The organism is Listeria costaricensis (assembly GCF_900183385.1).
Taxonomy (GTDB): Bacteria; Bacillota; Bacilli; order Lactobacillales; family Listeriaceae; genus Listeria; species Listeria costaricensis.
Genome location: NZ_FXUT01000009.1, coordinates 83,251 through 106,095 on the forward strand (window position 1 = coordinate 83,251; position 22,845 = coordinate 106,095).

Annotated in this window: 18 protein-coding genes; 1 reads left to right on the plus strand and 17 read right to left on the minus strand. The window is 46.3% G+C overall.

The genetic code is table 11. From position 1 onward, the window contains the following. Positions 1-143: 143 nt before the first annotated feature. Genes CS921_RS08765 through CS921_RS08795 form a run of 7 tightly spaced genes read right to left on the minus strand, consistent with a single transcriptional unit; the run spans position 144 to position 6,689 of the window. Positions 144-914, minus strand: coding sequence for a sugar phosphate isomerase/epimerase family protein (locus CS921_RS08765; protein ID WP_099222998.1), 771 nt, complete (start codon positions 912-914; stop codon positions 144-146). Continuing rightward, entirely contained in the window at positions 911-1,873 is a 963-nt protein-coding gene (locus CS921_RS08770) for an aldo/keto reductase (protein ID WP_099223000.1), read from the minus strand. Before CS921_RS08770 ends, CS921_RS08765 begins: the two co-directional genes overlap by 4 nt. A gap of 18 nt (positions 1,874-1,891) precedes the next feature. Then, positions 1,892-2,611 carry a glucosamine-6-phosphate deaminase gene (locus tag CS921_RS08775; protein ID WP_099223002.1) on the minus strand — a complete coding sequence of 240 codons (720 nt, stop codon included), beginning with the start codon at positions 2,609-2,611 and terminating at the stop codon, positions 1,892-1,894. Between the two features lie 22 nt (positions 2,612-2,633). Further along, positions 2,634-3,959 (minus strand): PTS sugar transporter subunit IIC, encoded by a 1,326-nt coding sequence (locus tag CS921_RS08780; RefSeq protein WP_099223004.1) that lies wholly within the window; start codon positions 3,957-3,959, stop codon positions 2,634-2,636. Positions 3,960-3,990: 31 nt separating this feature from the next. Continuing rightward, complete coding sequence (locus CS921_RS08785) at positions 3,991-4,338, minus strand: PTS sugar transporter subunit IIB (protein WP_099223006.1); 348 nt, start codon at positions 4,336-4,338, stop codon at positions 3,991-3,993. 12 nt (positions 4,339-4,350) lie between these two features. Then, positions 4,351-4,665 (minus strand): PTS sugar transporter subunit IIA, encoded by a 315-nt coding sequence (locus CS921_RS08790; RefSeq protein ID WP_099223008.1) that lies wholly within the window; start codon positions 4,663-4,665, stop codon positions 4,351-4,353. 14 nt (positions 4,666-4,679) lie between these two features. Continuing rightward, positions 4,680-6,689: a BglG family transcription antiterminator gene (locus CS921_RS08795; RefSeq protein WP_099223010.1), complete on the minus strand. Its 2,010-nt coding sequence runs from the start codon at positions 6,687-6,689 to the stop codon at positions 4,680-4,682. Between the two features lie 288 nt (positions 6,690-6,977). Between CS921_RS08795 and CS921_RS08800 the strand changes: the two genes are divergently transcribed. Further along, positions 6,978-7,442, plus strand: coding sequence for a universal stress protein (locus tag CS921_RS08800; protein ID WP_099223012.1), 465 nt, complete (start codon positions 6,978-6,980; stop codon positions 7,440-7,442). A 458-nt stretch (positions 7,443-7,900) separates the two neighbouring features. On the opposite strand, the gene CS921_RS08805 is transcribed toward CS921_RS08800, so the two are convergent. From CS921_RS08805 to CS921_RS08850, 10 genes are all read right to left on the minus strand, one after another. Continuing rightward, the gene (locus tag CS921_RS08805; protein WP_099223014.1) at positions 7,901-9,916 is read right to left on the minus strand and encodes a Sip1-related alpha-galactosidase; all 2,016 of its coding nucleotides are present in this window, start codon (positions 9,914-9,916) and stop codon (positions 7,901-7,903) included. A 37-nt stretch (positions 9,917-9,953) separates the two neighbouring features. Continuing rightward, positions 9,954-10,967: a LacI family DNA-binding transcriptional regulator gene (locus tag CS921_RS08810; protein ID WP_099223016.1), complete on the minus strand. Its 1,014-nt coding sequence runs from the start codon at positions 10,965-10,967 to the stop codon at positions 9,954-9,956. Positions 10,968-11,064: 97 nt separating this feature from the next. Beyond that, positions 11,065-12,441 (minus strand): GH1 family beta-glucosidase, encoded by a 1,377-nt coding sequence (locus CS921_RS08815; protein ID WP_099223018.1) that lies wholly within the window; start codon positions 12,439-12,441, stop codon positions 11,065-11,067. Continuing rightward, positions 12,438-14,483, minus strand: a complete 2,046-nt coding sequence (locus tag CS921_RS08820; RefSeq protein WP_099223020.1) for a hypothetical protein — start codon at positions 14,481-14,483, stop codon at positions 12,438-12,440. Before CS921_RS08820 ends, CS921_RS08815 begins: the two co-directional genes overlap by 4 nt. A 60-nt stretch (positions 14,484-14,543) precedes the next feature. Next, a complete protein-coding gene (locus tag CS921_RS08825; RefSeq protein ID WP_162921730.1) occupies positions 14,544-15,806 on the minus strand; it encodes an ABC transporter substrate-binding protein in 1,263 nt (420 codons plus the stop codon). An 18-nt stretch (positions 15,807-15,824) separates the two neighbouring features. Beyond that, on the minus strand, positions 15,825-16,658 hold the full coding sequence (locus tag CS921_RS08830) for a carbohydrate ABC transporter permease (protein ID WP_205527774.1): 834 nt from the start codon (positions 16,656-16,658) through the stop codon (positions 15,825-15,827). Next, a complete protein-coding gene (locus tag CS921_RS08835; RefSeq protein ID WP_099223024.1) occupies positions 16,655-17,557 on the minus strand; it encodes a carbohydrate ABC transporter permease in 903 nt (300 codons plus the stop codon). Before CS921_RS08835 ends, CS921_RS08830 begins: the two co-directional genes overlap by 4 nt. Further along, entirely contained in the window at positions 17,554-18,873 is a 1,320-nt protein-coding gene (locus CS921_RS08840; protein WP_099223026.1) for an amidohydrolase family protein, read from the minus strand. Before CS921_RS08840 ends, CS921_RS08835 begins: the two co-directional genes overlap by 4 nt. Before the next feature lie 142 nt (positions 18,874-19,015). Continuing rightward, on the minus strand, positions 19,016-21,430 hold the full coding sequence (locus CS921_RS08845; RefSeq protein ID WP_099223028.1) for an alpha-mannosidase: 2,415 nt from the start codon (positions 21,428-21,430) through the stop codon (positions 19,016-19,018). Beyond that, positions 21,393-22,844 carry a glycoside hydrolase family 32 protein gene (locus CS921_RS08850; protein WP_162921731.1) on the minus strand — a complete coding sequence of 484 codons (1,452 nt, stop codon included), beginning with the start codon at positions 22,842-22,844 and terminating at the stop codon, positions 21,393-21,395. Before CS921_RS08850 ends, CS921_RS08845 begins: the two co-directional genes overlap by 38 nt. Position 22,845 lies beyond the last annotated feature (1 nt).

Here is a 22,845-nt window from a genome sequence, read left to right on the forward strand (position 1 = left end):
GATAAAGTAAAACAAATAAATGATTTTACCCTTTCTTATTTCTTTTTTTAACGAAAATGAAAAATAAGGATCCTGTTTATTTTTATTTATCTGCGATTTTTGACAAAAAAGCAGCAACCTAAATTGGTTACTGCTTCTTTCACTTAAAACATTTCTTTTAACGCCGCGATGCTCTTTTCCAAACTGTCAAACATGTCTATTTGCGACTGGTCTTGCTCGATGCAATAATATTCAACGCCGTTTTGTTCGCCCCACTCGATCACTGAGCGGAAATCAACCGTGCCGGAACCGATCTCTGTCAGATTGTTCGCCATATCCATGCGGTCAAAGCCGGGCACGAAATCTTTCATATGGATGATTGGTGCTCGTCCGGAATAACGTTTGATATATTCGACTGGATCCATTCCTGCCACGCTGATCCAGTAAGTATCCGGCTCGGCGTAGAGGCTGATGCCATTTTCGGGATCTGTGAGATAGTCCATCACGTAACGGCCGTCAACCTGGTCAGCAAAATCGAATTCTGGATTATGCAAGCCTACTCGGAAGCCTAGTGGCGACAGTTTATATTGCAGGTCGACGAGTGCCCGCTTGGTTTTCTTGTAGCCGGACGGGGTTTGGTCCTCTTCTTCGATATATTTATCATAGATCGTTTTGCAGTCGAACAGGCTGGCTTCATAGAGGATGCCATCAATATCATCAAAGAAGCGGTCGTGTTTGATATGCATGCCGATGACTTTGAGATCGTAATGCTTCAACAGGCGGGCTACTTCTTCCGTTTTATTGCCGCGCATGCCGTCAAGTTGGACATAACGGATGCCCATTTCGCTGATGCGCTTGAGCGTTCCATCAAGATCTTTTTCCATGGCTTTGCGGACGGAGTAGAGTTGAATGGCAATTTTTTCCTGCCAGCTCATCGGTCATTCCTCCTCAGGTCGAGCCAATCGACTTCTGCCTGCGTCAAGGTGATAGCAGCAGCCTGAACGCTCGATTCAAGCTCGCTCATTTTTTCCGGTCCGATCGCCGCAGCTGTTGGGAAGGACTGATGTAGCACGTAGGCAAGTGAGATTTGGATGGGTGTTGCATTTTTTTCTGCTGCTAAAACTTTGGCGCGCTCGTAGCGTTCCCAGTTGGCATCACTGTAGTAAACTTCGACCATTTCCTGATCGCTCGTGTCCTCTTTCGTGAAGCGGCCTGAGAAGAAACCGCCAGCCTGGGCGGACCAGGAAAATAGTGGCAGGCCTGTTTTTTCGTGCCACTCAATCATGGCGGCGTCGGCTGATACACAATTTTCCCAGCGCGGGCGATTGACTTTTGGCAGGCTCAGGTTGGGACTGTTGAAGCTGAATGGTGTCAAGCCGTGACTTGTTGCATACTGATTGGCTTCAATGATTCGACCGAGTGACCAGTTGGAGGCTCCGATCGCATAGACGCGGCCGGCTTCGATTTCTGCTTGGAGTGCTTCCATCAGCGGCCCTACTTCCACTTCCTCGTTATCTCGATGGAAGGCAAACATTTCCACGTGATCGGTTTGCAGCATTTCAAGACTAGTTGTAATATCTTCATGAATGGCTTCCGGCGTCACGCGCGGTGTACTCGGCGCTTCACGAACTGGGTGGCAGCCTTTCGTTTCAATAATAATCTGATCGCGATTGCCGCGCTCTGCCATCCAAGCACCAATGGCCTTTTCGCTGTGACGATAGTGGCGGGCCGTATCAAAAATATTGCCGCCAAGCGCTACATAACGATCCAGTACTGGCGCTGCAAATTCAAGGTTGTCTGCGCGGAGAAAATCGCCGGCTCCCATCAGCAAGTTGGCACAGGACAACGTGATTTCTTTTCCTTGTTTGATTCCTTTAATATCGATTTTTTTCATTAAAATCAGCCTTCTTTCTTATACGCGTGCGCCGGCTGCTTCATCCAGATAGAACGTGGCAGCCTGTACAGGTTTTAACAGTGTTGCCGGAATCTCAGCGGTAGGTGCTTCCGTGGCAACTTGGTGCATGATGTCCGCTTTTTTAGCGCCTGTGGCAATCACGATAATTTCACGTGCGGCTAAAATTTGGCGCATGCCGAGCGAAATTCCTTGTGTAAGCGGCAAATCTGTTTCAAAATATTTACTCATTACTTCTTTGGTTACGCTGTCGAGCGGTACAATATGGGCGTCTTGGTCCGGCTCGATTCCCGGCTCATTAAAACCAATGTGCCCATTCATCCCAACTCCCAGCAGGATGAAGTCTATCCCGCCGCGTTCGGCAATAAAGGCATCGATTCGCGCACATTCCGCTTTTAAATCGGCTGCCTTGCCATCAAAAAAGCAGATTTGTTCATCGCGCAGCAGAAGCGGCTCGAACAGCCCATCGTAGAGCGTTTGCACACAACTGCCGTGCGTCTCGCGGCCAAGCCCGACCCACTCATCCAAGCCGACAAAGTAGGCCTTTGAAAAATCCGCCTCGCCTTCCCGGTGCATCCGAATCATCTCTTGCATCGTCCGTTTTGGCGTGTCGCCGCCGGCAATGCAAATCAGGCTCTCCGGTTTATTCTGTAAATGTTCTGCGATTCGCGCGGCCACGGCTTTTGCTACTTGCATGTCATCTGTGAATTTTTGAAACATTTTTTAAAACCTCCTACAAATACTAGAAATCAAGATCAAGCGCATCATGGGCTGCTTGGCGGGAAGAAATCTGCGCTTCTTGTTTCACTAAACTGCGTTCATACATTTTGAAGAATGGATAGTACATCAAAACGGCTGCGGCAAGTACGAAAATGATCAAAACGATTGCACGCCAGTCCATTGTTGCCAGATATTGTGCAAGCGGGATTGGTGTACCGCCGACATTGGCGATTGGCGGACGAACCCAGCCAAGGTGGAAGACGAACCATTGACACACGGCAATGATTGGCGTTCCGAAAACAAACGGAATGAACAGGTACGGGTTATAACAGATTGGCAAACCGAACACGACCGGCTCGGAAATTGTGAAGATTGCCGGGACGACGGATGCCTTTCCGACCGCTTTTAGTTCGCGCGACTTGCTGAATAGCGCCAAGAGGACGAGTGCGCCTGTAATTCCTGAACCTGAGAAGCCCATGAAGTAGTCCCAGAAGTTTGGTGCAAAAACGTGCGGGATTGGTTCGCCGGCTGCATATGCGGCTGCGTTTTGTCCCAGATATTGTGTCATGAATGGCATAACGAAGCCGACAAGGATCGCGTAACCATTCAGCCCGATAAACCAGAACAGCATTTCTAGGAAACAGATTAGGAAAACTGCATATGGTGTATCGATACTATTGATCGCAGGTGCCAGTAAGGTGGTGAATACTTCTGGCAGAATCTGACCCTCGCTGACACTTTGAATCCCGATGCTAATCAACACGGCACTGAACAAAATGACTACGAGCGGAACGATGGCTTCAAAGGTTTGCGCAATTCCATCTGGCAGTCCTTTGATACGAATCGTGATTTTCTTTTTCATAAATAGGTGGATAATTTCAACGGTTACCAGTGAAGAAAAGATGGCGATAAACAGACCACGTGAATCTAAGAATCCTGTTTGTAAACTCCCATCAACAAACTTTGTATTCAAGACTAGCGTTGCCATAACGGAACCGATGATACTGTGCAAAATCGGCACGTTCAACTGTTTCGCGTGATTGTAAGAAATGGTAACTGCGGCATAGACGGACAAGAGGCCAAAGGTGAATTGGAATGGCAAATTGAGCAATTCAGCGTTATTCACAAAGAAATCTTTAATTGCCGTTCCATCTGGAAACATATTCCCAATGGCTGAAATAATCAGTGAGAATGAGCCGATGATCAAAACTGAAATCAGGGCGATCATCCCGTTTTTGATTGACTGGATGTGGCGCTGACGTTCAATTTTTGCTGCAATCGGTTCAAAATACCTTTCCATGAAGGCAATGAAGCGGTCCATCAGTGAAGCTTTCTCTTTTGACATGATTGTTCCTCCTTTTTTTAACGGGCAAGGGTGATCATTTTGCTGCTTGTCCTGTTGTTTTCAGGATGATCGCATCTTTTAAAATATTGGCGCCATTTACTGTGCCATAATCTTTCGTATCGATTACTTGGATTGGTTTTCCAGCTTCATTTGTAATTTCTGTCAGCATTTTCAGCTGGTGCTTGATTTGCGGGCCGACCATTACAACATCAAAGTCATTCACATATTCGCGCAGTTCGCCAGCCGGATGGGCTTCAATGCGAATATCCGTATTCTTCAATTTTTCACTTCCTGCTGCAATTTCTTTCATTTTGGTCACCATGACTCCTGTAGAAGCGCCAAGGTTGCATACTAGTAATACGTGTAAACGATCCATTTCCATGATTTTCTCCTCCTATTTTGCTTGCTTTAATTCTTCATACATATCGATCATTTCGCGAATCAGGGTTGAGGCGAGGATTGTATTCATCAAGGTATCTTGTGCATGGACAAGCAGGACGGAAAATTCGGTTGCCTCGCCCCGTGTTTCCTGTACCATTAATTCTGTCTGCACCCGGTGCGCTTCGTTCATCAGGGAGTCTGCTTCTTGAAGTTTACGCTCCATTTCCTCGTGTTCTCCTTGTTTCGCTAAGTGAAGCGCTTCCACCAACTGGGAAAAAGAATCCCCTGCGAGTGAAATTAGTGAAAATGCTGCTTGTTCTGTTTTCATTCGATTACCTTCTCTCATTCATAAATAGCTGACTGCACATCATGATAGATATCACGAGCGGATTTCATCATGACAAGCCGATTGACTTTTTCTTCGTTTAACACAAACTTGACGAGCTGCTCGACTAGCTTGCGCGTTTCCGGGCTTTTGAATGCCAATGTGAAGATCAACCGTACGGGTTCCTCATAGCGGTCGTAAAACAAGACCCCTTCTTCCAAAATCGTAACGGCCATACTGTCACGAATGACACCATCTTCCGGGCCGGCATGAGCCAGTACAACTCCCGGCGAGACGACCATATAAGGCCCGAATTCTTTAAAGTTATGGATAATTTTTTCATAAAACTGCTCGGTGACATAGCCCTGCTCCTCCAAATGGCTGGTCCCGATCCGAACTGCTTTTCGCCAAGTGGGCATATCTTTCACCTGAATAACGGATGCTTCGTCAAATGCGACCGTCGGCAGATCATGTTTTCCCGCTTGCTGATTTTTAGTCAGACATTCCAGCAGATCGAGTTCTAATTTGCTCAGATTGGTGATTTGGGCATTTTCGCTGATAATTTTCATGATTTCACTGAACTTGTCGATCATCTGCTCCTCATTTTTGACCAGCTTCATTTGAAAATGTTCCTGCAGCAGTTTCATATCTTCTTTTTGCAAATACGGGTGGATTCGGAGCAAGCGTTTGGAGTGCACATCCGGAATATCCACTGTTGCGATCACATAGTCGTAAGCTTTCATCGCCGCCGGGTCAAACTTATGCAGCGATGTCGTATCAATCTCGGAAAATTCAAAGAGCTGATCAAGCTGGACGCGCAGCATGTTCGATACTGCCATTCCCGCCGCACAGACAATCAGAAGGGACGGCTTGGTGTGGCTGACCTGCTTGCGTTCCAATTCAGATGCAAAGTAAATCGCCAAAAAGGAAATTTCCTGTGCGCTGATTGAAAACTGAAATTCGTCTTCCAGCTCGGCACAAATGCGCTTTGTTGTAATAAAAATCTCTTTGTTTTCCCGCATGAACTCACTGAAAATCGGGTTGGCAATGGACACTCCTGCCCGCAGCCGCTTGATCATCAGGCTGATATGAGCGGAAATTTGTTCAAAAAAGACTTGATTATCTGTTAAAAAATCCTGATGATAAATTTCACCCATTTTGATACAGAGACGACCGGCAAAATGTTTCACCAGCGCCACCTGTCCGGCATTCTTGAATTGTTTCACAAGGCCAATAATCTTTTCGAGTGCGGCATCTAAAGGGGTGCCGTGATTCTTCCAAGATTGGAATTTAAATGTTGTATCATTATGATGACATTTCAATAAAACGGAAAGAATGGTCAAGTAAAGCTGATCATCCACAGTTCTGTTCAGGTCCTGCGTGATCGCCTCGCCTTCTGCTACAACCTCCGCGAGCAAATCCAGTTCAAATAAATTGTAGAAAAACAGCTCGCCTTTTTTTGACAAACTCTGCTCTGACTCGAGAAACTGATAAAACTCGCGAATGTTCACTGCGCTAAGAAAACGCCGTGCAAACAGGACGCTTTTGGTCATCAATTCGCCTTCGATCAGATAGCCGATGCGTGGTTTATGTGTGAGTGTCAAATTGCTCAAGAATACTTCGCCTTCAAGCGCGCGCAAATGATTGATGACGGAGGTTCTTGAAATGAAGAGCGTCTCCTCAAAATACTGAATGGAAATCGGTGTCTCCATCAGCAGCAGTTTCAAAAAGATAAACTGCTCGATCTCTTCGGGGGCATATTTGTAGGTCTCAGGTGTAATGCGCTGATTGAACTGTGCAAACAACGTGCGGACACGCGGCCGATTGTCCACCATGACTCCTTTACGGGGATGTCGGATGAGTGGATTCTCCTTTTCGGCATTCAAAAAGCGATCGATTTTGGTCAAACTGTAACGGATGTTTCTTTCAGTTGTTTGGACTTCCTTTGCCAGACTTTTGATTTTGATAAAATCTTCCTGTTGCAAAAGCAGATCCAAAACGACGATACAGCGTTTATCCAATTTCATTTTCTTCACCTGCCAACTTTCTATACTTAGCTTACAATTAAATTGATAGGGCTTACAATTAGCTATATAACAAATTTTGTCGCAAAGTCACGACAATTTTTCCGTTTCGATTTATTGTAGCATCCAGAAGGCAGTCAGCAGTATAGGGCGTTGGATGCAAAAGGAAGATACATGTGCAGTTTGTATACAACGAAAGTATTATAAATTTTTTGTAAAGCAGGCCTAAAAATGTTGAAATCAGGGTATAAAAATTTTGAAGGGGTATCAAAGACGAGAGGATGAGAAAACATGGCAACTTACACACGTATTCTAGTCGGAGTTGACGGATCGAACGAAGCAGAAGCGGCCCTTAGACGTGGCATCAAACTAGCCAAAACTGACGGCGCAACACTTGGCATTGGTTTTGTAGCTGACGTCCGCCGCATTGCCCCACTGATCGATTATGAACAAACCTATGCCAAAAAGGCGAAAGCTTACGGAGAAGAGCTGGTTGAAATTTACCGAAATGAAGCGGAACGAGCAGGCGTCGAACATGTGGAAACATTTGTCCACTTTGGAACGCCGAAATCCACACTGGTCCGTAAAATCGCTAAAAACTTTGAACCGGATCTGATGCTGGTCGGCTCGACAGGTCTGACGGCTACAGAGCAGTTCTTACTGGGCAGTGTTTCAGAATATGTAGCGGGACATGCGCCTTGTGATGTGATTATTGTTCGTGGAAAAGCTTGGAACGCGCGGAAGGATGAGGTTTAAACGGAGGCTGCGCTTTCGATAGAAGTTGAGTGATTAGACTGCTTGTTGCCTGTTTTTTGGTGGGGGATAAGTGGTCTAATTTTTATTGAAAGAATGGCGGATATATTTCGGATTGTAACGATCACCAACTGTAAAAATGACAAAAAATAAAATCCACCCCTAAGCTTGACGGCTGGGTGGATTTTATATAATCCAAAAATGGCTGTCACCATCTTAAATGGTGCTTGCTTGAGAGACATGTTTGCGCATGGCTCTCTTCTTTTTTTACTATACTTGTATATTATAAAATTGTAAACCTAGGTTTATATCAAGCGACCTATTTATACTAAATGCCGCTCCTATCGTGATGATGTTCTAGAGTTGCTGAAAAGTTGCCGATTGGATGCGGTCTGGCAGAAATTGTATTTAATCAAAAACGGAAATCAAATTTATCACAACTCGATTTCCGTTTTTCGTCTTTAAAAATTCAATTGGATTTCCGTTTGGCCGGCCGTTGCAGGCAGCGACAGCATGTACTGATGTGGTGCCATTTCCCGCGCGCGATTGGCGGCTTTTCCGTTGATTTTAATCTCAACTGGCTCAGTTTCAGCATAGAAAACGAAATCGCCGCTTTCCTTTAGGGTGATCGTTAAGCCGTTCGCCTCTTCGCGCAAACTAGTGATTGCATGGGATGGTAAATATTTTTCAGCCAAGCCAATTGGGGTTGCTGTTTTTCCCTGTTCAAGCAGCGTATATAATTTTACTTCATACGGGTTAAGTTCGATCGTCTGCCCTGCTATCGGCCATATGCTCGCCTTTTGTTCAAAATATTCATAGGCCAGCACCTGCTGCGGATTGTCCGGTAGCGTGTGCTTGCAAGTCTGATCTGTTAAATTGAACACTGCGACAATCTGGGTATCGCCGACTGTACTGACCAGTTTGATCACACCCTCTGTCGGGTCCTGATATAGATGGTCGACTGTTGGACGTCCGGGCCTGTCGCAACGCACGAGCTGTCCATCTTGATAGACAAGTGGCCGAATAATGGCCGTACTCGAAGCATCAAGTTTATCGCTGATGTAGATGGGGCCGCCGCTCATCACGCGCAGCACCGCATGCCTTTTTGCATCAAACTGTTCCGACCAGAACATATCCCAGTCAGGCTGAAAATCATTCGCATATGTGAGGCTGTTGTAAACATTTTGCAGTAGATGCTCAGTAAATCCGGCATGCTCGGTTGGCAGAAAGTCATCACTCGTGCGAATGATACCATTTTTTTGATGATGCCAGAAATTTTCGACGGCCATTCCCATGCAATGAATCACCGCAGAATCGAAGTGTAGCGCAGCAGCAGTTTCATGCGCTTTATGAACACCATGTGCCACCTGTCCGATTGCCTGCGCCTCACGATAATGATTTTGCAGGGCGCTTTGTCCGTCCGTTTTGACAAAATCAATCCCTTGCTGGCGAAGATAACGATACCACTTGTCCCAAAATTGCAAGCCTTTTTCCCATGAAGGATCTGGCACATGTTTGCCGCGCGGTGTGGCCACTAACCCTGCTGGCTCGTTTTGAAAGAGCTGCTTGGAAATGCCGCCCCAGTAGCCCGCAAGCGTGTGCCAGACGCCGACCTGTTCAACACCATAGTTTTGCTTCAAATCGGCAATCAGTGGAGCAAATCCTCGGGGAAATTTCACCCTGTCTTCCTCTAGTTGCAGCAATTCTTCCCGTTCCGTGAGCAGCCAGCCGTCATCGATCAGCATCCATTTAACCGGAATCTTCTTTTCCTGAAACTCTGCTGCTTTTGCCAGAATGCCGGCTTCACTTACCTCTTTATAAAAAGCATCCCAGCTGCACCAGCCAAGATAGCCAAATGTCGAGACGTTCGGCCGCGTTTGAGTCGCACAGCCAAGTTCGGCACGCGCTTTATCAAATACACTGGCGCTCAGTTGATAAAAATCGTCCCCGCTTCCACCGAATAGCAGCCAATCCGAAAGCCGCTCATATCCGGTAAAATTAGGCGTCACCTGCGCCAAAAGCCCATTTTCCGCCCCTCGCAAAACCGTCTTGCTCTTTTCGCCGCTGACCGCTGTGAGCAGCTGATGGCCCCGTTCTTTTTGTGCAAAAACAGTGACGGTATCAGCCGGAATCTCTTGACTATCTGCACAAAAGTACGGCCGCGTCCACCAGTAATTAAAATGGCTGAGCGACAAGAACCGCAGCGACTTTTCGAGGAAGGCCAGTTGAAAAGTGATCGCCGCTTCACGCGCAAACCCATAATTCGCTCGGCAGGAAGTGTTCGACAGTTGGCAATCATAATGAATGCCAAAAAAATCGTCCGTTTTCGTCACAACGACTTGGCAAAACGCCACTTGCTCCACATTGGTTGTGTCAAAGATGAAGGTGATTTTTTCATTTTCCGCTCGACATTCAGCCTGCTTTAAATAGACCTCACTGCCGTCATCAAGCTGAAGATGTATTTGGTTGATTTCCATTTGTATCCTCCTATTTTTTAATAAAAGGACACCCGATTTACGGGATTCTTCTTGAAATGCTGGACCGCTCGACTAAGTGATACGGCATGTATGTGGCCTTCTGCGTGATTTCACCCGTTTCGATTTGCTGTTTGAGAAGCCTCATTGCCTCTTCGCCGATTAAAACTGGATCCTGTTTGACCGTTGTGAGCTGCGGCCGGATCACATGGGCGATTTCCGAATCATCAAATCCTGAAATGGAAATATCATCCGGCACGTTATATTGATTTTTTTCAGTCAAAAAGTCAATTGCTCCTACCGCCATTAAATCTGAGGCCGCCACGATTCCCGTGACCTTCTCCGTTGCCGCCATGATTTTCTGCGCACAGCGATAACCATTTTGAATGGAATGAAAATCTCCTGCAAGCCATTCTTGCCGCACTTCGAGACCTGCATTCTCCATCGCCCGTTTGTAGCCGAGATAGCGGTCCTTACCAGTCGCCATATCATGTTCCGGTCCATGAATCATCCCAATTTTCGTATGTCCCTGCTGAATAAAATATCTGGTTACTTCATACGAGGCTTGGAAATTATCAATTGTGATATATGGATAGGGTGTTTGTTCCACTTCCTGTCCAACAAAGACAGTGGGATACGTATTTTTTTCATAAAATTGCGCTAGTTTATCATTGAATTCTGTCAAAGAAAATATCACACCATCAACTTGCCGTTCACGAAACAATCTTAAACTCTCAATTTCCCGATCGAGATCTCCACCGGATGAAATGAACATCAGGCTGTATCCGCTCGCACGGCTCACTTTTTCAATACCTTCGATCAAGCTGGAAAAGAATGTATTCGAGATTCTTGGAATGATGACACCGATCAGTTTGGTCGTTTTATTCACCAAGCCGCGTGCTAACATATTGGGCACAAATTCTTCTTCCTCAATGGCTGCTAAAACTCGTTCGCGCAGCTCCTTGCTGACCGGTTTGCTGTTGTTTAAAACTCGAGATACAGTGCTGACAGAAACATTTGCCTTTCTAGCAACATCACGAATTGATTTGGTCATTCATTCACCTCATTTTTTGTTAAGCAATCGTTTTCCTACCTTATAATATCACACCCCATTCTTGTTTTAAAGCTTTCGTTTTTCAGCACCAAAGCCGTCACTCTTCAATAAAGCTGTTTTCCGGTCCCGTTAAATTCAGCCAATTATTGGCAATCACTTTTTTATACCAGTAAAAGCTTTCTTTTTTTGTTCGCTGTAGCGTATTGAAATCTACATGTACCAGACCGAATTTAATCCGGTAGCCTTCTGCCCATTCCAAATTGTCCATGAAAGACCAGGCGATGTAGCCGCGCAAGTCAAGGCCGTCCGCCAGCAAGCGATGAAGCTGCAGCAGGTGATATTTATAATAATCGATTCGCTTGTAGTCTCTGATTTTGCCATCCGCTGAAATGGGGACATCATAATGAGCCCCGTTTTCGGTGATGTAAATCGGGATGTCTCCGTAACTTTGCTGAATATAGCGAAGCGCCCTGTGAAGTCCTTCTGGATAAATGGCCCATTTGAAGTCGGTTCGCTTATAGCCCTCATCGAAATTGGCGCAATCCATCAAGCCGCGTCCCGCTTCATATTTGCCCAAATTACCAGAATAATAATTGATGCCGATAAAATCAATCGGCTGGGCAATCGTCGCCATATCGCCATCCAAAACGGGCGGTCTGGCATTTTTCCCAGCAAACCAGTCGAGCAGATTTTCCGGATAGCGACCTTTGAATACGGGATCCATGAACCACTCGATAAACCAGGCATTTTGGCGTCTGGCCGCTTCTACATCTTCCTGACATTCCGAATACTGTTCAATCCAGGTAACATTGGGCGCATAGCCAATCTCACCGCCATATCCGCCATTTCTGAACAATTGAACCGTCTTGCCATGTGCCACAAGGACGTGATGCGCCACATCAAGCGCAGTCTGCAGATCTTTTTTCCCCGGTGCCTGAATGCCCATATAGTTGGACAGAAAAGAAATGCACCACGGCTCATTAAATGTTGTCCAATACTTGATTTTGCCGTCAAAATGCTTAAAAAGTGTTTCGGCATATTCTGTATACGCATCGATTGTTGCCCGATTTTCAAAGCCGCCCTCCGCTTGAAGCGCAGCAGGCAGATCCCAGTGGTAAATGGTGCAGAACGGCTCGATATTGTTTTCCAACAGTCGATCGACAAGGCGTGTATAATAAGCAAGCCCCGCCGGATTAACCTCTCCCCGACCAGTTGGAAAAATCCGCGGCCATGAGATCGAAAAACGATAACAAGAAACGCCCAGCTCTTTTAGTAACGCTATGTCCTCGTCCAAACGATGATAGCTGTCACAGGCCACATCACCATTATCGCCCGCATAAATATGATCAGGCGTATGGGTAAACTCGTCCCAAATCGACAGCCCCTTGCCATCTTCCTGCCAGGCCCCTTCGATTTGATAAGAAGAGGTGGCAACACCCCACTTGAAACCCTCTGGAAATACTAAATCACTCATTGTCCATCCTTCCTTTCCGTTAAAATTTGAGCGGCGTACAGCAAAAGACCGATACACCAGCTATGCGACAGCCCAAGCATCATGCCCTTTGGTTGAAACGCATTGGTGTGATAGAAGCGCTCACTGACCATGCCGCGATACCCGTTCAGATGGCCGTCCTCTTTGACAATTGCCTGTTTGAAGCACTGATAATGATCCATCGCCCGCTCATAAAAGTAAGCATCTTGGGCCCATTCCGCCAGATCAAGCAGCTCCCCCGTGCAAATCAGGCCGTAGTTATGCAGGTGATTATTGGCCGGCGAGGCATTGTCCGCACCTCTTGTTTTGAAATCATATACGTCCAAGAAGCTATTTTTAGGAAACTCAATGTTGTATGTATAGCGGAACGTCATCGTCCATTCTGCCGCATGTTTGAGAAGCTTCAGCCATTTTTCGCCGCCTGTTTTTTTATACAAAGCATGGTAGCTGATGATCGCATTGTAGCCATCTTCTGACGTAGGTGTTAAATTGACGTCCTCGGGAGCACCGAACAAATAGTCCGCATAAACTGCCGCAGCATACGCTTCCCCGCCTCGCAGCGCCACCTGAATATTTCTTTCATCATCAAAAAGCTCTGCCGCTTCTAAAAATGCCGCAATCCAAAGCAAGCCGCCAGTCCCCTGCCACTCTGCCACATGCCCATCACGAATATCATAATACGCGCCAAAATGACCGTCTTCTCTTTGGATTTTGCGTGCAAAATCCAAATTGCTGCAAACGGCACGCTCCCATTTTTCATGCGTTCTGCCATATGCTTTTTCTTCTGCAATGGCCCGAATGAAAAACAAGGTGGCTTCACTTAGTGTCCGCGCCTGCACCCAGTTTTTATTTGGATTCCAGCCCGTTCCAAAGCCCTTTTCCTTCGTCCATTCCGCCCAAAAAGTACCAATATCGGTCAAATTTTCGCTGATAAAATCCAGCACGTCGACTGCCGCCGCACGATAATCCGCCTTATTTTGGCTATTGGCATATCGAAGTAATGCATAACAATACGGCGCGCCGCTGACCCAGGCAACATGCATATGCGGTCGATCAATCTCGCCGCCCAGTCCCCGGTCAAAAGCAACCGTCTCAAATAACGCGCGATATTTTGGCCGATAATGCCAGTGGTAAAGGCCATGTGCCGCTAGTTGGGTCACTTTTTCATTAGAAAGCCCGGTTTGCGCAAGCGGGAAATGCTTCTGATCATGCGCGTAGCAGGTACGAATGACCTGATCATACTGGTGGTAGCCTCGATTAGGTGCTACATATAGTTGATGCACAAGCTGGATTGGCACATGTGGCTGCAGCTCGATCACAGGACAATCGGCCGGTTTCATGATCGGCTCACCATAAAAGACGACCGGCTCCTCTGTGTAGGGATAGAGGACCTTCAAAAAAGCACCCTCCCGATCCGTCCCAAAACCCACACCCGTCATTCCTGCTTCCGAACGTTCCGCAACGACTAGACCTGCAAACAGATTTTTTTGCCAGCCGAAAACGCTTGGCAAGCTGGCACGATCACTGCGAAAGCTCCAATACGAGGAAGTCAGTTTTTCCGAAAAGTCCGCATCCTTTTGGTACCGCGGAAATTGCTTCGGGCATTCGGCCAAGCGGTTTTCATGATAAAATTGCCCGGGAATCAGCCAATCCGCCGCACCGTCATCCTTGAAACGGTAGCAAAATTGGATGCCTGAAAGAAGCGGCTCCAGACCGCGATACGTCAGCTTCGTCTGAACCGTCAGCTGCTCACTGCCTTGATAGACAAATTCGACTTCTGCCTGAATGTCTTTTCCATCCAAAATGAGTCGGATTTTTTCCCCTTCAGATAATCGGAACTGGCCGTAGTCGCAAATTGTCTCTCCATAGATCAGCGCTTTAACCTGTGTTTCCCGAATCATATCCGCCGAACCTTTTTCCCCGCGCAGCGTCAGCAGCCTGCTTATATCCAGCTCAGCCGAACTTGCTGTATGTTGAAAAGTTATCCAGTCCGCCGACAAGTAATTCACTATCATTTCACTCACAATCGACACTCCTATAAAAGCGGCATTTGACATGACTCGCTGCCAAATGCCGCATGTGTATTAATCGTCCAGCAGAGACGGATCCAGTGATTTGATCTTGGTTTTTATCTGGTCATAGAAGTAATCATTGCTCTTCTTATTGTCGAGCATTTCATTGACCTTTGCTTGTACATCTATGTCCACTTCATCTGTAATCTTATCTGATTTTTTCGGTTTTACGTCCATGACCATGTTGTAATAATCAGACATAATTTTTTGATCGCCTGTAAATTCAGATGTGTACGTATCCATGTTGTCTTTGTACACGGTTTGCAGACCTGGCATGTTCCCCGTTTTTTCCAGATTTTGCTGTTGCCATTTTTCACTCGTGATAAAATCCAGGAAGTCATAGGCTAGATCTTTTTTCTCTGAACCACTGTAAGTCGCATACCAAGTCCCACCGGAATAGCCACCTGTTGGTCCCATCGCTACGCCATATTTCCCTTCTGCCTTACCATCTTTGTTATCGATCATAAATGTTCCCCATGAAGGCATAACTACTGCGAGTACCGAGCCGTCATTGAGGGCATCTCCCCAGCCTGGCGAGAAATAGGACAATTTAGCGTCAACACCGGCTTCACGTGTTTTTCTTGCTGTGTTTAAAAGGTCGTCCCAAGCGGGATCTTGATAATATTTGCCATTTTTGTCCCAGTTTTCCATATTGTACTGGTCGAGTAGCACAATGTCAGAAGCGTTGGAAATCAATTTGACATCTCCGCCACTTTTAGTCGAAACTTGTTTGCCGGCTTCAATGATTGAATCCCAGCTGCTGAAAATCTTGCTGATCTCAGTTGGATCATCCGTACCGAGGTATTCCTTTGCTTTTTCTCGGTCATACCAAAAACCAACTGGCGACGAGTGGTCGGACACGGCGCGTACGTTGCCATCCGCATCTTTCCCTAGTTCGGCTACATATGGAACATAGTTTTCTAGATTTTTATCAATGCCCTCTTTTGAAAGATTGGTCGTATAAGGCGAGTCGATAAAATTGCCCAGCTGGTTTCGCTCGATTGCAAATACATCCGGGGCGTTCTCTTTATTTTGCAAGCCCGTTTGCAGCTTTGTCGCATAGGAATCGCCCGGGAAAACTTTGACGTCCACTTTGACACCAGGGTTTTCTTTTTCAAAAGCTTTCGCCATATCTTTTGTTCCATCAAGACTGGTCCAAATCGTAAGTGTCTTATCATCACTTTTACTGCTTTTGGCACTTGAATCAGAGCTTCCGCAAGCGGTTAATCCTAGTGTAAGTACCAGCGCCGTTAATACTGCTAAAACCTTTTTCATGATCATCAAAACTCCTTTTTAGTCTTTTAGTGCCCCTTCTCCGACACTATCCATAATTTTTCTTGATGCAAATAAGAAGAAGATAACAATTGGAATAACAGAAATGGTAATCGCGACATATTGTGCCCCGTAATCAATGTTGAATTGCGATTTCACGCTTGCCACCATGACAGCGAGCGTCTGCATGTCGTTCTCAAACAGGACGATCAGCGGTTCAAGGAAGCTGTTCCATTTTCCGATAAATACCAGAATCGAAAGCGTCGCCAAGGCTGGTTTCAACATGGGAAGCACGATGCGGTGGAAAATTTTCCACTCGCCGCAGCCTTCCATTCGGGCAGAATCCATGATCTCATCTGAAATCGAATGATCAATCGACTGCTTCAAATAGAACACCCCAAACGCGTTTGCAATGGACGGCAGAATCAGCGGCCAATAGGTATTCAGCATGCCGAGTGATTCTACAACTTTATAGAAGCCGATAATGCCCAGCTGTCCGGGAATCATCATCGTGATTAAAATGAATAGAAACAGCCCTTTGCTCGCTGGAAAATGATACTTGGCAAAGCCGTAGCCGACCAGCGCTGAAAAATACACACCCAAGATCGTAGAAGTGACCGCAATGAATGTTGTATTCAGAAAGCCGCGCCAAATATTAACTGTATCAATCAGGCGATGATAGTTCTCCATAAACTGATCCCCCGGTGTCAGCAGCAAATCGCGCGCAATCTCAGCGTTGGAGTGAGTGGCGGAAATAAACATGCTGTAAAAAGGGATTAAACAAGCGAGGGCCACCAGAATAAGGAAAAAGTAGATGCCCGCCCGTGTGAAAAAAACGCTCTTCTTCATTTTCATCCTTCACTCCGCCTCCTCATTATTTTTGTTAAGATTTGCGTGATCACGGTTGCCAGCAGAATAATCACGAAGATTCCATAAGCAATGGCCGAACCATAACCATAATCAAAGTTTTTAAATGCCGTATTGTAGAGATACATGACCATCGTCAAGGTTGAGTTCTCTGGCCCGGTCCCCATCATCATCGCCTGGTCAAACAACTGCAGACCACCGATAATCGAGGTAAGCCCGACAAATACCAAGACGGGTTTTAAAAGAGGCAGCGTCACCTTGATGGTGGTTTGGAACTTGTTCGCTCCATCCACTTGTGCCGCCTCATAGACTGATGAAGGAATCCCTTGCAGCCCGGCAAGGAAAAACAACATATTATAGCCAAAATATTGCCAGCACATTAGAAAAGAAATGATCAGCCTCGACCAAATCGGATTTTTCAGCCAATTGACCGGGTCATCAATAATATGCAGATCTAGCAAAATCTTATTGACCGTCCCCGTTTGCCAGTCAAACAATAGAGCAAACAGCAAGCCGACCGTAACTGGCGTAATAATGTTCGGAAAGTAATAGGTCGCTCTAAAAAAGTTTTTTCCTTTGATAAATTTTTCATTCAAAATAATCGCCAGTACTAGTGCCAGAATCAACTGCGGAATAATCGAACACAGCCAGATAATGAAGGTATTGCCGACCGATTTGAAGAACAAGTCGTCCTGCAGCAAACGCGTATAATTATCTAGCCCGACAAATGTAGGCGTACTGAATCCATCCCAGTTTGTAAAACTTAAATAGAGTGTATAAAGAATGGGAACGAGACCAAACACACAATAAATTAGGAAATATGGTGAGACAAAAAATATTCCTTTTCGATTCCGTCTGGTCTCCATTTTGCTTATTTTAGTACTCATAAAACTGCTCCTTTTTCAAGCCCGTTCAGCTTGTAAAAATCGATGGCATTGTTGCGGAATATATGCAGCGCAAAATTTTTCGCCTCTTCTTCTGAAAAATAACCGGTCTCAATCCTTCTCTTCAATACTTTTGCTAAAACCTGACGCGCCACTTTAGAAACAGCATAGGTGCCTTCAATGTGGTTGTAATCTCCGCCAAACCCGAAAATCTTGGTTTGCGGAACCATGTCAGTCAGAAGCTCCAAGGCTTGTTCTGCCAGACTGGGCGAAATCCCATATGTCCATGTCATATCCGCATAGACATTGGGGAAATTTTTCACGATGGCTGCATATTCATAAATATACGGTGTACTTGCATGAAGCAGGACAAAACGAGCTTGCGGATATTTCAAAAATAACGGAATCAGATGAGCTGCTCGTGCATGGCGCAAATCATTTCCATCGCCTGATACACTCGTTTCCTGCAATCCGGTATGAATTTGGATGGGCAGATCATGAGCAGCGGCTTTTTGGATGATGTGATGAATGAGCGTATCCTCAAAAGTCCTGTAATCATCCTCTTTCAGCAACGCTTCCTGCTTATTTTTCATCATCAGGAAAACCTTTTCCGATTTCTCTAAACAAGGCTCCGTCATTTCAAGCGTTCGGAAGTAGGCATGTCCGAGCTTGATTGCTGGGCAGCCCGCCACGATGTGCTGCTCCATAACCTTATCAATCAAAGCCAGATACGCAGAAAAGTCGGACACCTGTTCAGCCGTTTCTTTTTCCAGCTTGTGGAGGTCCTCCGCACATCGGACATGAAAGTAGTCGTCATAAAACAAGACTGGAAGAAAATAATCAAGATTGACGTTTGTTGTGATGATCAGCGTAATTGCTAAATCAATCTTGGCCTTATCGACCAGCACTTTCTGATAGAGCTCAGGATCCTTGGAAAAAGCAGTGATCCTCTCATCAAGTGCCAAGATTCCTTCTACGCTCCAGTCATTAAAGTCATAGAGATCCTCTAATGCTTTTTTCAGCAGCTTTGCATAATGCGTGTTGCTGCACTTCTTGTAATACGTTAAAAAATAGGCGGCCTTCTCTTTCTTCTCTAGAGCAGAAAAACGCTTCAAAGCTTCACGATCTGCTCCGACACTGACAAAATCAGAGTCAAGATAGTGCATCAGATCAAAGAATCCAACTTGATCTTTTGCACGCATTGCTTGTGTTGGCAAATGTTCATGTACGTCGATCATATGAATCTGGTCAACAAAGGTTTGAATGTCTGCGATTTTCGTCCTCCCCCTCCACTCTTTTTTGGGTTGGTAGCTAGCCATAAAAATTATCAGGAAAACGTTTTCTTAAATCATGATAGCATTCTTTTTTTGATAATGCAAACGTTTTCCTAATGTTTTTTCATCCAGCTTACCATGATCGTGTGCAGCCCTGATTCCCTAGTCTCAAGGCCGCACACAGGGCTTATTTCTCAATCAAATTAACTTCTGTTACACCATCATCCATCAGGCGATATGTCTTCACTTCTAGCGGGCCGAACTCGACTTCCAAACGCTGCCCCCACTTCGGCAATTGTATGACCGTCTGCGCCTTGCTTCCTGTTGTTTCAGCAAAACGAAGAATGACGCCTTGATGATCCTCCGCCTCTTTCATTGCGGAAAGAATCACTTGTTCATTTGAGATTTCAATCAAGGAATCCGTCTCTGGAAGTGGTCCTGGATGATAGCTTTCAATTACTACCTGTTCTGGCTGATTAAGTTCCAATCCTCGCTGTGTGAGGCGGGCTTCTCGTGCGGCTCCGGCATGCGGCACAATCCGGTAGCGCATATACTGAATGCCCTGATCAATATAATCATATACTTCTTCCGGATCGACTTCATAAGGATCATGCTGCGCGTAAATGGTGCTTCGCAGTGCCGTAAGTCCCATGACATGGCCAGTCACACTTGCGCTGTATTTGCTATCATTGATGATTGCCACGCCATACCGCTGCTTAGTTTCTTTGATAATTCCCGTTACGTCAAACCAGTTTTGCATGGGCTCTTCTTCACCGTTTGCTTCCCTCTGGATCATGCCGAACGGAATCTCATAAAGAGGCTGCCGCTGGACGGTGCTGACCGGAAATTCAAATTTGAGCATTTTAGCAGGCTCCTGCCAATTGATTTTGACAGCAACTTCGACAAAATCCAACTCATTGAATAAAGTAAATTCTTGGATGATAGTCGATTTTTCATAGACGCTTTGCACTTGAAGGGTGCTTTTCACTGGCCCTTCTTCAAGGATACGCATCCTCACAGCTTCAAATTGCCCTGCCTTGTCATTAAAGAGTAGCTTTTGAGGCGCCCAGGTATCGCCCGAATCATTGATAGCCACCGGCAGAGCCGCCAAACCATTAAAGACCTCCACTTGATGCACTTTGTCAAATAAGCTTTTGATCGCGCCGGTTTTCGTGTCCAGCAGCAGCTTGAAGCGATTATTTTCCAGCGACTGAGCTGTTGCGCATACATTTTCACTTGCATGCGTTTCTACTTCCGCTTTTTTTATTTTATAAACCGTATAGCCGAGCGGTGGCAGCTCTGCAATAAAGCCGATTCGTTTGACGCCCGGTGTCTTCGCATGCGCAGTCAGCCGTTGATAAGGAATGATCTCTCCGTTCGAGGCCACGACATGAAAAGCTTTCGGAAACGGGTAATTGCCAAATACGCCCCACTCCACTTCAATATTCGCCTTGACAGGCCAGCTGTGCGGGTTAAAAATAACGATTGGCTTCATGCCGTCTTCCTGTTCGATATTGATTTTCCAGCTGATCGCCTGCAGTGCCTCATTCATTTCACGAGCTGCAATAGCCTTCACTTCTCCATTTAGATCTTTGGCATCCTCATAGGCAGGCTTTATACATGTGCCTGCTAAAATATCATGAAATTGATTGAAAAGTAGCCCCTGCCAGGCATGCTGCAGATTATCCGGATACGGTTTTTGTAAAAGCTTCGCTGCCAGAACACCAAACTTCTCAGCCGCAACCAGCATATTCTCACCAAGCCGATTATCGCGCTTGATTTCTGAGTGCACGCTATAACAACCGCTTGCGTGATGTTGCAGATCGTCATGCACCACCGGCAACTCCAGATTCAAGTCAGTCACTTCTTCAAAAAAGGCATTCGGCGAGCTGAAAAGAATCTCATAATCTTTTTCCGCCATTAGTTCCTTCACCGTTTCAATATTTTCCTTTGTCGGGCCACCGCCGTGATTGCCAACCCCATAAAAGCTCATCAGATGATCGGAAGAAGCGGCAAACTCAGACTCGCAAAGCGCCACATGCTCGCGGATTTTCCCAAAGGTGCAGTATTCAAAAGGTAAGCGAAATGCACTGACCCGTGAGCCGTCTGCTGATTCCCATAGAAAAAGCCGCGCTGGAAGACCTTTCTCATCTGGCGCTGGACGCATAAAAAGATAGTGATCCATGCCGGACTTTTTGAGAATCTGCGGTAGCATGCCATTATGCCCGAAGCTGTCGACATTGTAGCCAACTTTTGCCATTACGCCGAATTTCTCTTCAAAATAGCACTGCCCCTGCAAGCCTTGACGGGCAAAGGATTCCCCAGAAGGAATATTGCAGTCCGGCTGCATCCACCAGCCACCGCAAATGACCCAGCGCCCTTCTTGAACGCGTTGCCTAATCTCTTCAAACATCTCTGGATCATTGCGCTCGACCCATTGATAGATAGCCGCTGAACTGGAAGTGAAAATAAAATCCTCATATTCCGCCAAACGATCAAGTGCCGACCGAAAAGTAGCTTTTGTTTCCTGAAACCCCTCCTGCCAGCGCCAAAGCCAAATCGGATCAATATGAGCATTCCCAATCATGTGCATTTTTTTCATCGTCTTCCTCCTCTAAAATTTTTTTGAACGACCACCATGTCACAGCCACCAAATCGCCTGCTGGAACTTTGATCGCCATCTGCCCGCTTGTTTTCTGCGGATAGATTCTGGTTGAAAGGACGCTTTTCCCTTCATTGGCAAAAATCTCCAACGTCGAACGGTCGAGAAAAAGCCTGATCCGCGTATCCGCCAAGGGACTCCGAACCGTTGACCGGTCTCCACTGTCCGACTTTTCACGAATGACCGACAGCATTCCTTCCTCACGTGCAAAACGAATGCGTGTCTCTTCATGCTCGCCTTTAAAAATGACTAATTCCACGGGACGCACATCTAAAATATCCAACTGAATTTCACCGCTTTGAAAATTTTCTTGCAAAATCGTCCAATCATTCTGCCCGGTAATATGAGCGGACCGAACCGCCTTGCGCATTCTTTCAAGCTCACGTGCTGGACGTTGAACAAGCTGCCCGGCCTTGTCCAGCGACACCTCTCGCGGAATCGTCATCGTCCCCACCCAGCCCAGTTCTTTCGTCGGCATGGAGGACTCCCATAAATTCAGCCAGCCAATCAGAAGCGTTCGACCGTCTGGTGCCTGTAAAAGCTGTGGCGCATAAAAATCGCTGCCGTGATCAATCAGCCCCATGCGTGCTTGCTGAAATTCCGGAAAAACGTTAGGCCCGCTTATGTAAATACTCTGATGTCTGATGCCATTCATCCCTTCTGGTGACAAAATCAGGGCAGCCTGTTCCCCCATTTGAAAATAGTCTGGACATTCCCACATGAAACCTAGCGCCTCGTCTTTTCCGCCTGCAAAGACCCCCTGGTAGGTCCAGTCAAAACCATTTTGTGAGGCATAGCGCAGCACTTGACCGACACCATTTTGCCCCTGACTGCCGACCAAAGCATGCCAGTCATCTCGCTCACCCCACAGCCGTGGATCTCTAAAATCCGTCCCCACACCCGGTGGCGGCCCTGCAATGACTGGATTCAGCGGACTTTTTTCAAAATGAATGCCATCTGTACTGACGGCCATGCACTGCACTTCTTTCGGATGCGCACGATCGACATGCCCCGTATACATCAGCACGAGACAGTCTTCCATCACTGCCGCCGAGCCCGAATAACAGCCATCCCGATCATAAGGTTCACTCGGTGCGAGAGCAGGTGGCAAATGCTCCCAATGGCAAAAATCTTTTGTTCGCGCGTGCCCCCAGTATTTAGCCCCATTTTCAGCGGCAAAAGGGTAGCACTGATAAAAAATATGATAGTAGTCCTTGAAAAACACCAAGCCATTCGGGTCATTCATCCATCCGGAAAGCGGTTCCAAATGATAGTCCGCATAATGATGATGCGTATTAGGCGACTGCCTATCGAAGTATTCCTGCGCTTGCTCAATCCGTTCTGCATGCTTCAAC

Coding starts and splice junctions, on each gene's coding strand:
- CS921_RS08765 (WP_099222998.1), bottom strand. CDS start 914: ATGAGCTGGCAGGAAAAAATTGCCATTCAACTCTACTCCGTCCGCAAA.
- CS921_RS08770 (WP_099223000.1), bottom strand. CDS start 1,873: ATGAAAAAAATCGATATTAAAGGAATCAAACAAGGAAAAGAAATCACG.
- CS921_RS08775 (WP_099223002.1), bottom strand. CDS start 2,611: ATGTTTCAAAAATTCACAGATGACATGCAAGTAGCAAAAGCCGTGGCC.
- CS921_RS08785 (WP_099223006.1), bottom strand. CDS start 4,338: ATGGAAATGGATCGTTTACACGTATTACTAGTATGCAACCTTGGCGCT.
- CS921_RS08790 (WP_099223008.1), bottom strand. CDS start 4,665: ATGAAAACAGAACAAGCAGCATTTTCACTAATTTCACTCGCAGGGGAT.
- CS921_RS08795 (WP_099223010.1), bottom strand. CDS start 6,689: ATGAAATTGGATAAACGCTGTATCGTCGTTTTGGATCTGCTTTTGCAA.
- CS921_RS08800 (WP_099223012.1), top strand. CDS start 6,978: ATGGCAACTTACACACGTATTCTAGTCGGAGTTGACGGATCGAACGAA.
- CS921_RS08805 (WP_099223014.1), bottom strand. CDS start 9,916: ATGGAAATCAACCAAATACATCTTCAGCTTGATGACGGCAGTGAGGTC.
- CS921_RS08810 (WP_099223016.1), bottom strand. CDS start 10,967: ATGACCAAATCAATTCGTGATGTTGCTAGAAAGGCAAATGTTTCTGTC.
- CS921_RS08815 (WP_099223018.1), bottom strand. CDS start 12,441: ATGAGTGATTTAGTATTTCCAGAGGGTTTCAAGTGGGGTGTTGCCACC.
- CS921_RS08825 (WP_162921730.1), bottom strand. CDS start 15,806: ATGAAAAAGGTTTTAGCAGTATTAACGGCGCTGGTACTTACACTAGGA.
- CS921_RS08830 (WP_205527774.1), bottom strand. CDS start 16,658: ATGAAAATGAAGAAGAGCGTTTTTTTCACACGGGCGGGCATCTACTTT.
- CS921_RS08835 (WP_099223024.1), bottom strand. CDS start 17,557: ATGAGTACTAAAATAAGCAAAATGGAGACCAGACGGAATCGAAAAGGA.
- CS921_RS08840 (WP_099223026.1), bottom strand. CDS start 18,873: ATGGCTAGCTACCAACCCAAAAAAGAGTGGAGGGGGAGGACGAAAATC.
- CS921_RS08845 (WP_099223028.1), bottom strand. CDS start 21,430: ATGAAAAAAATGCACATGATTGGGAATGCTCATATTGATCCGATTTGG.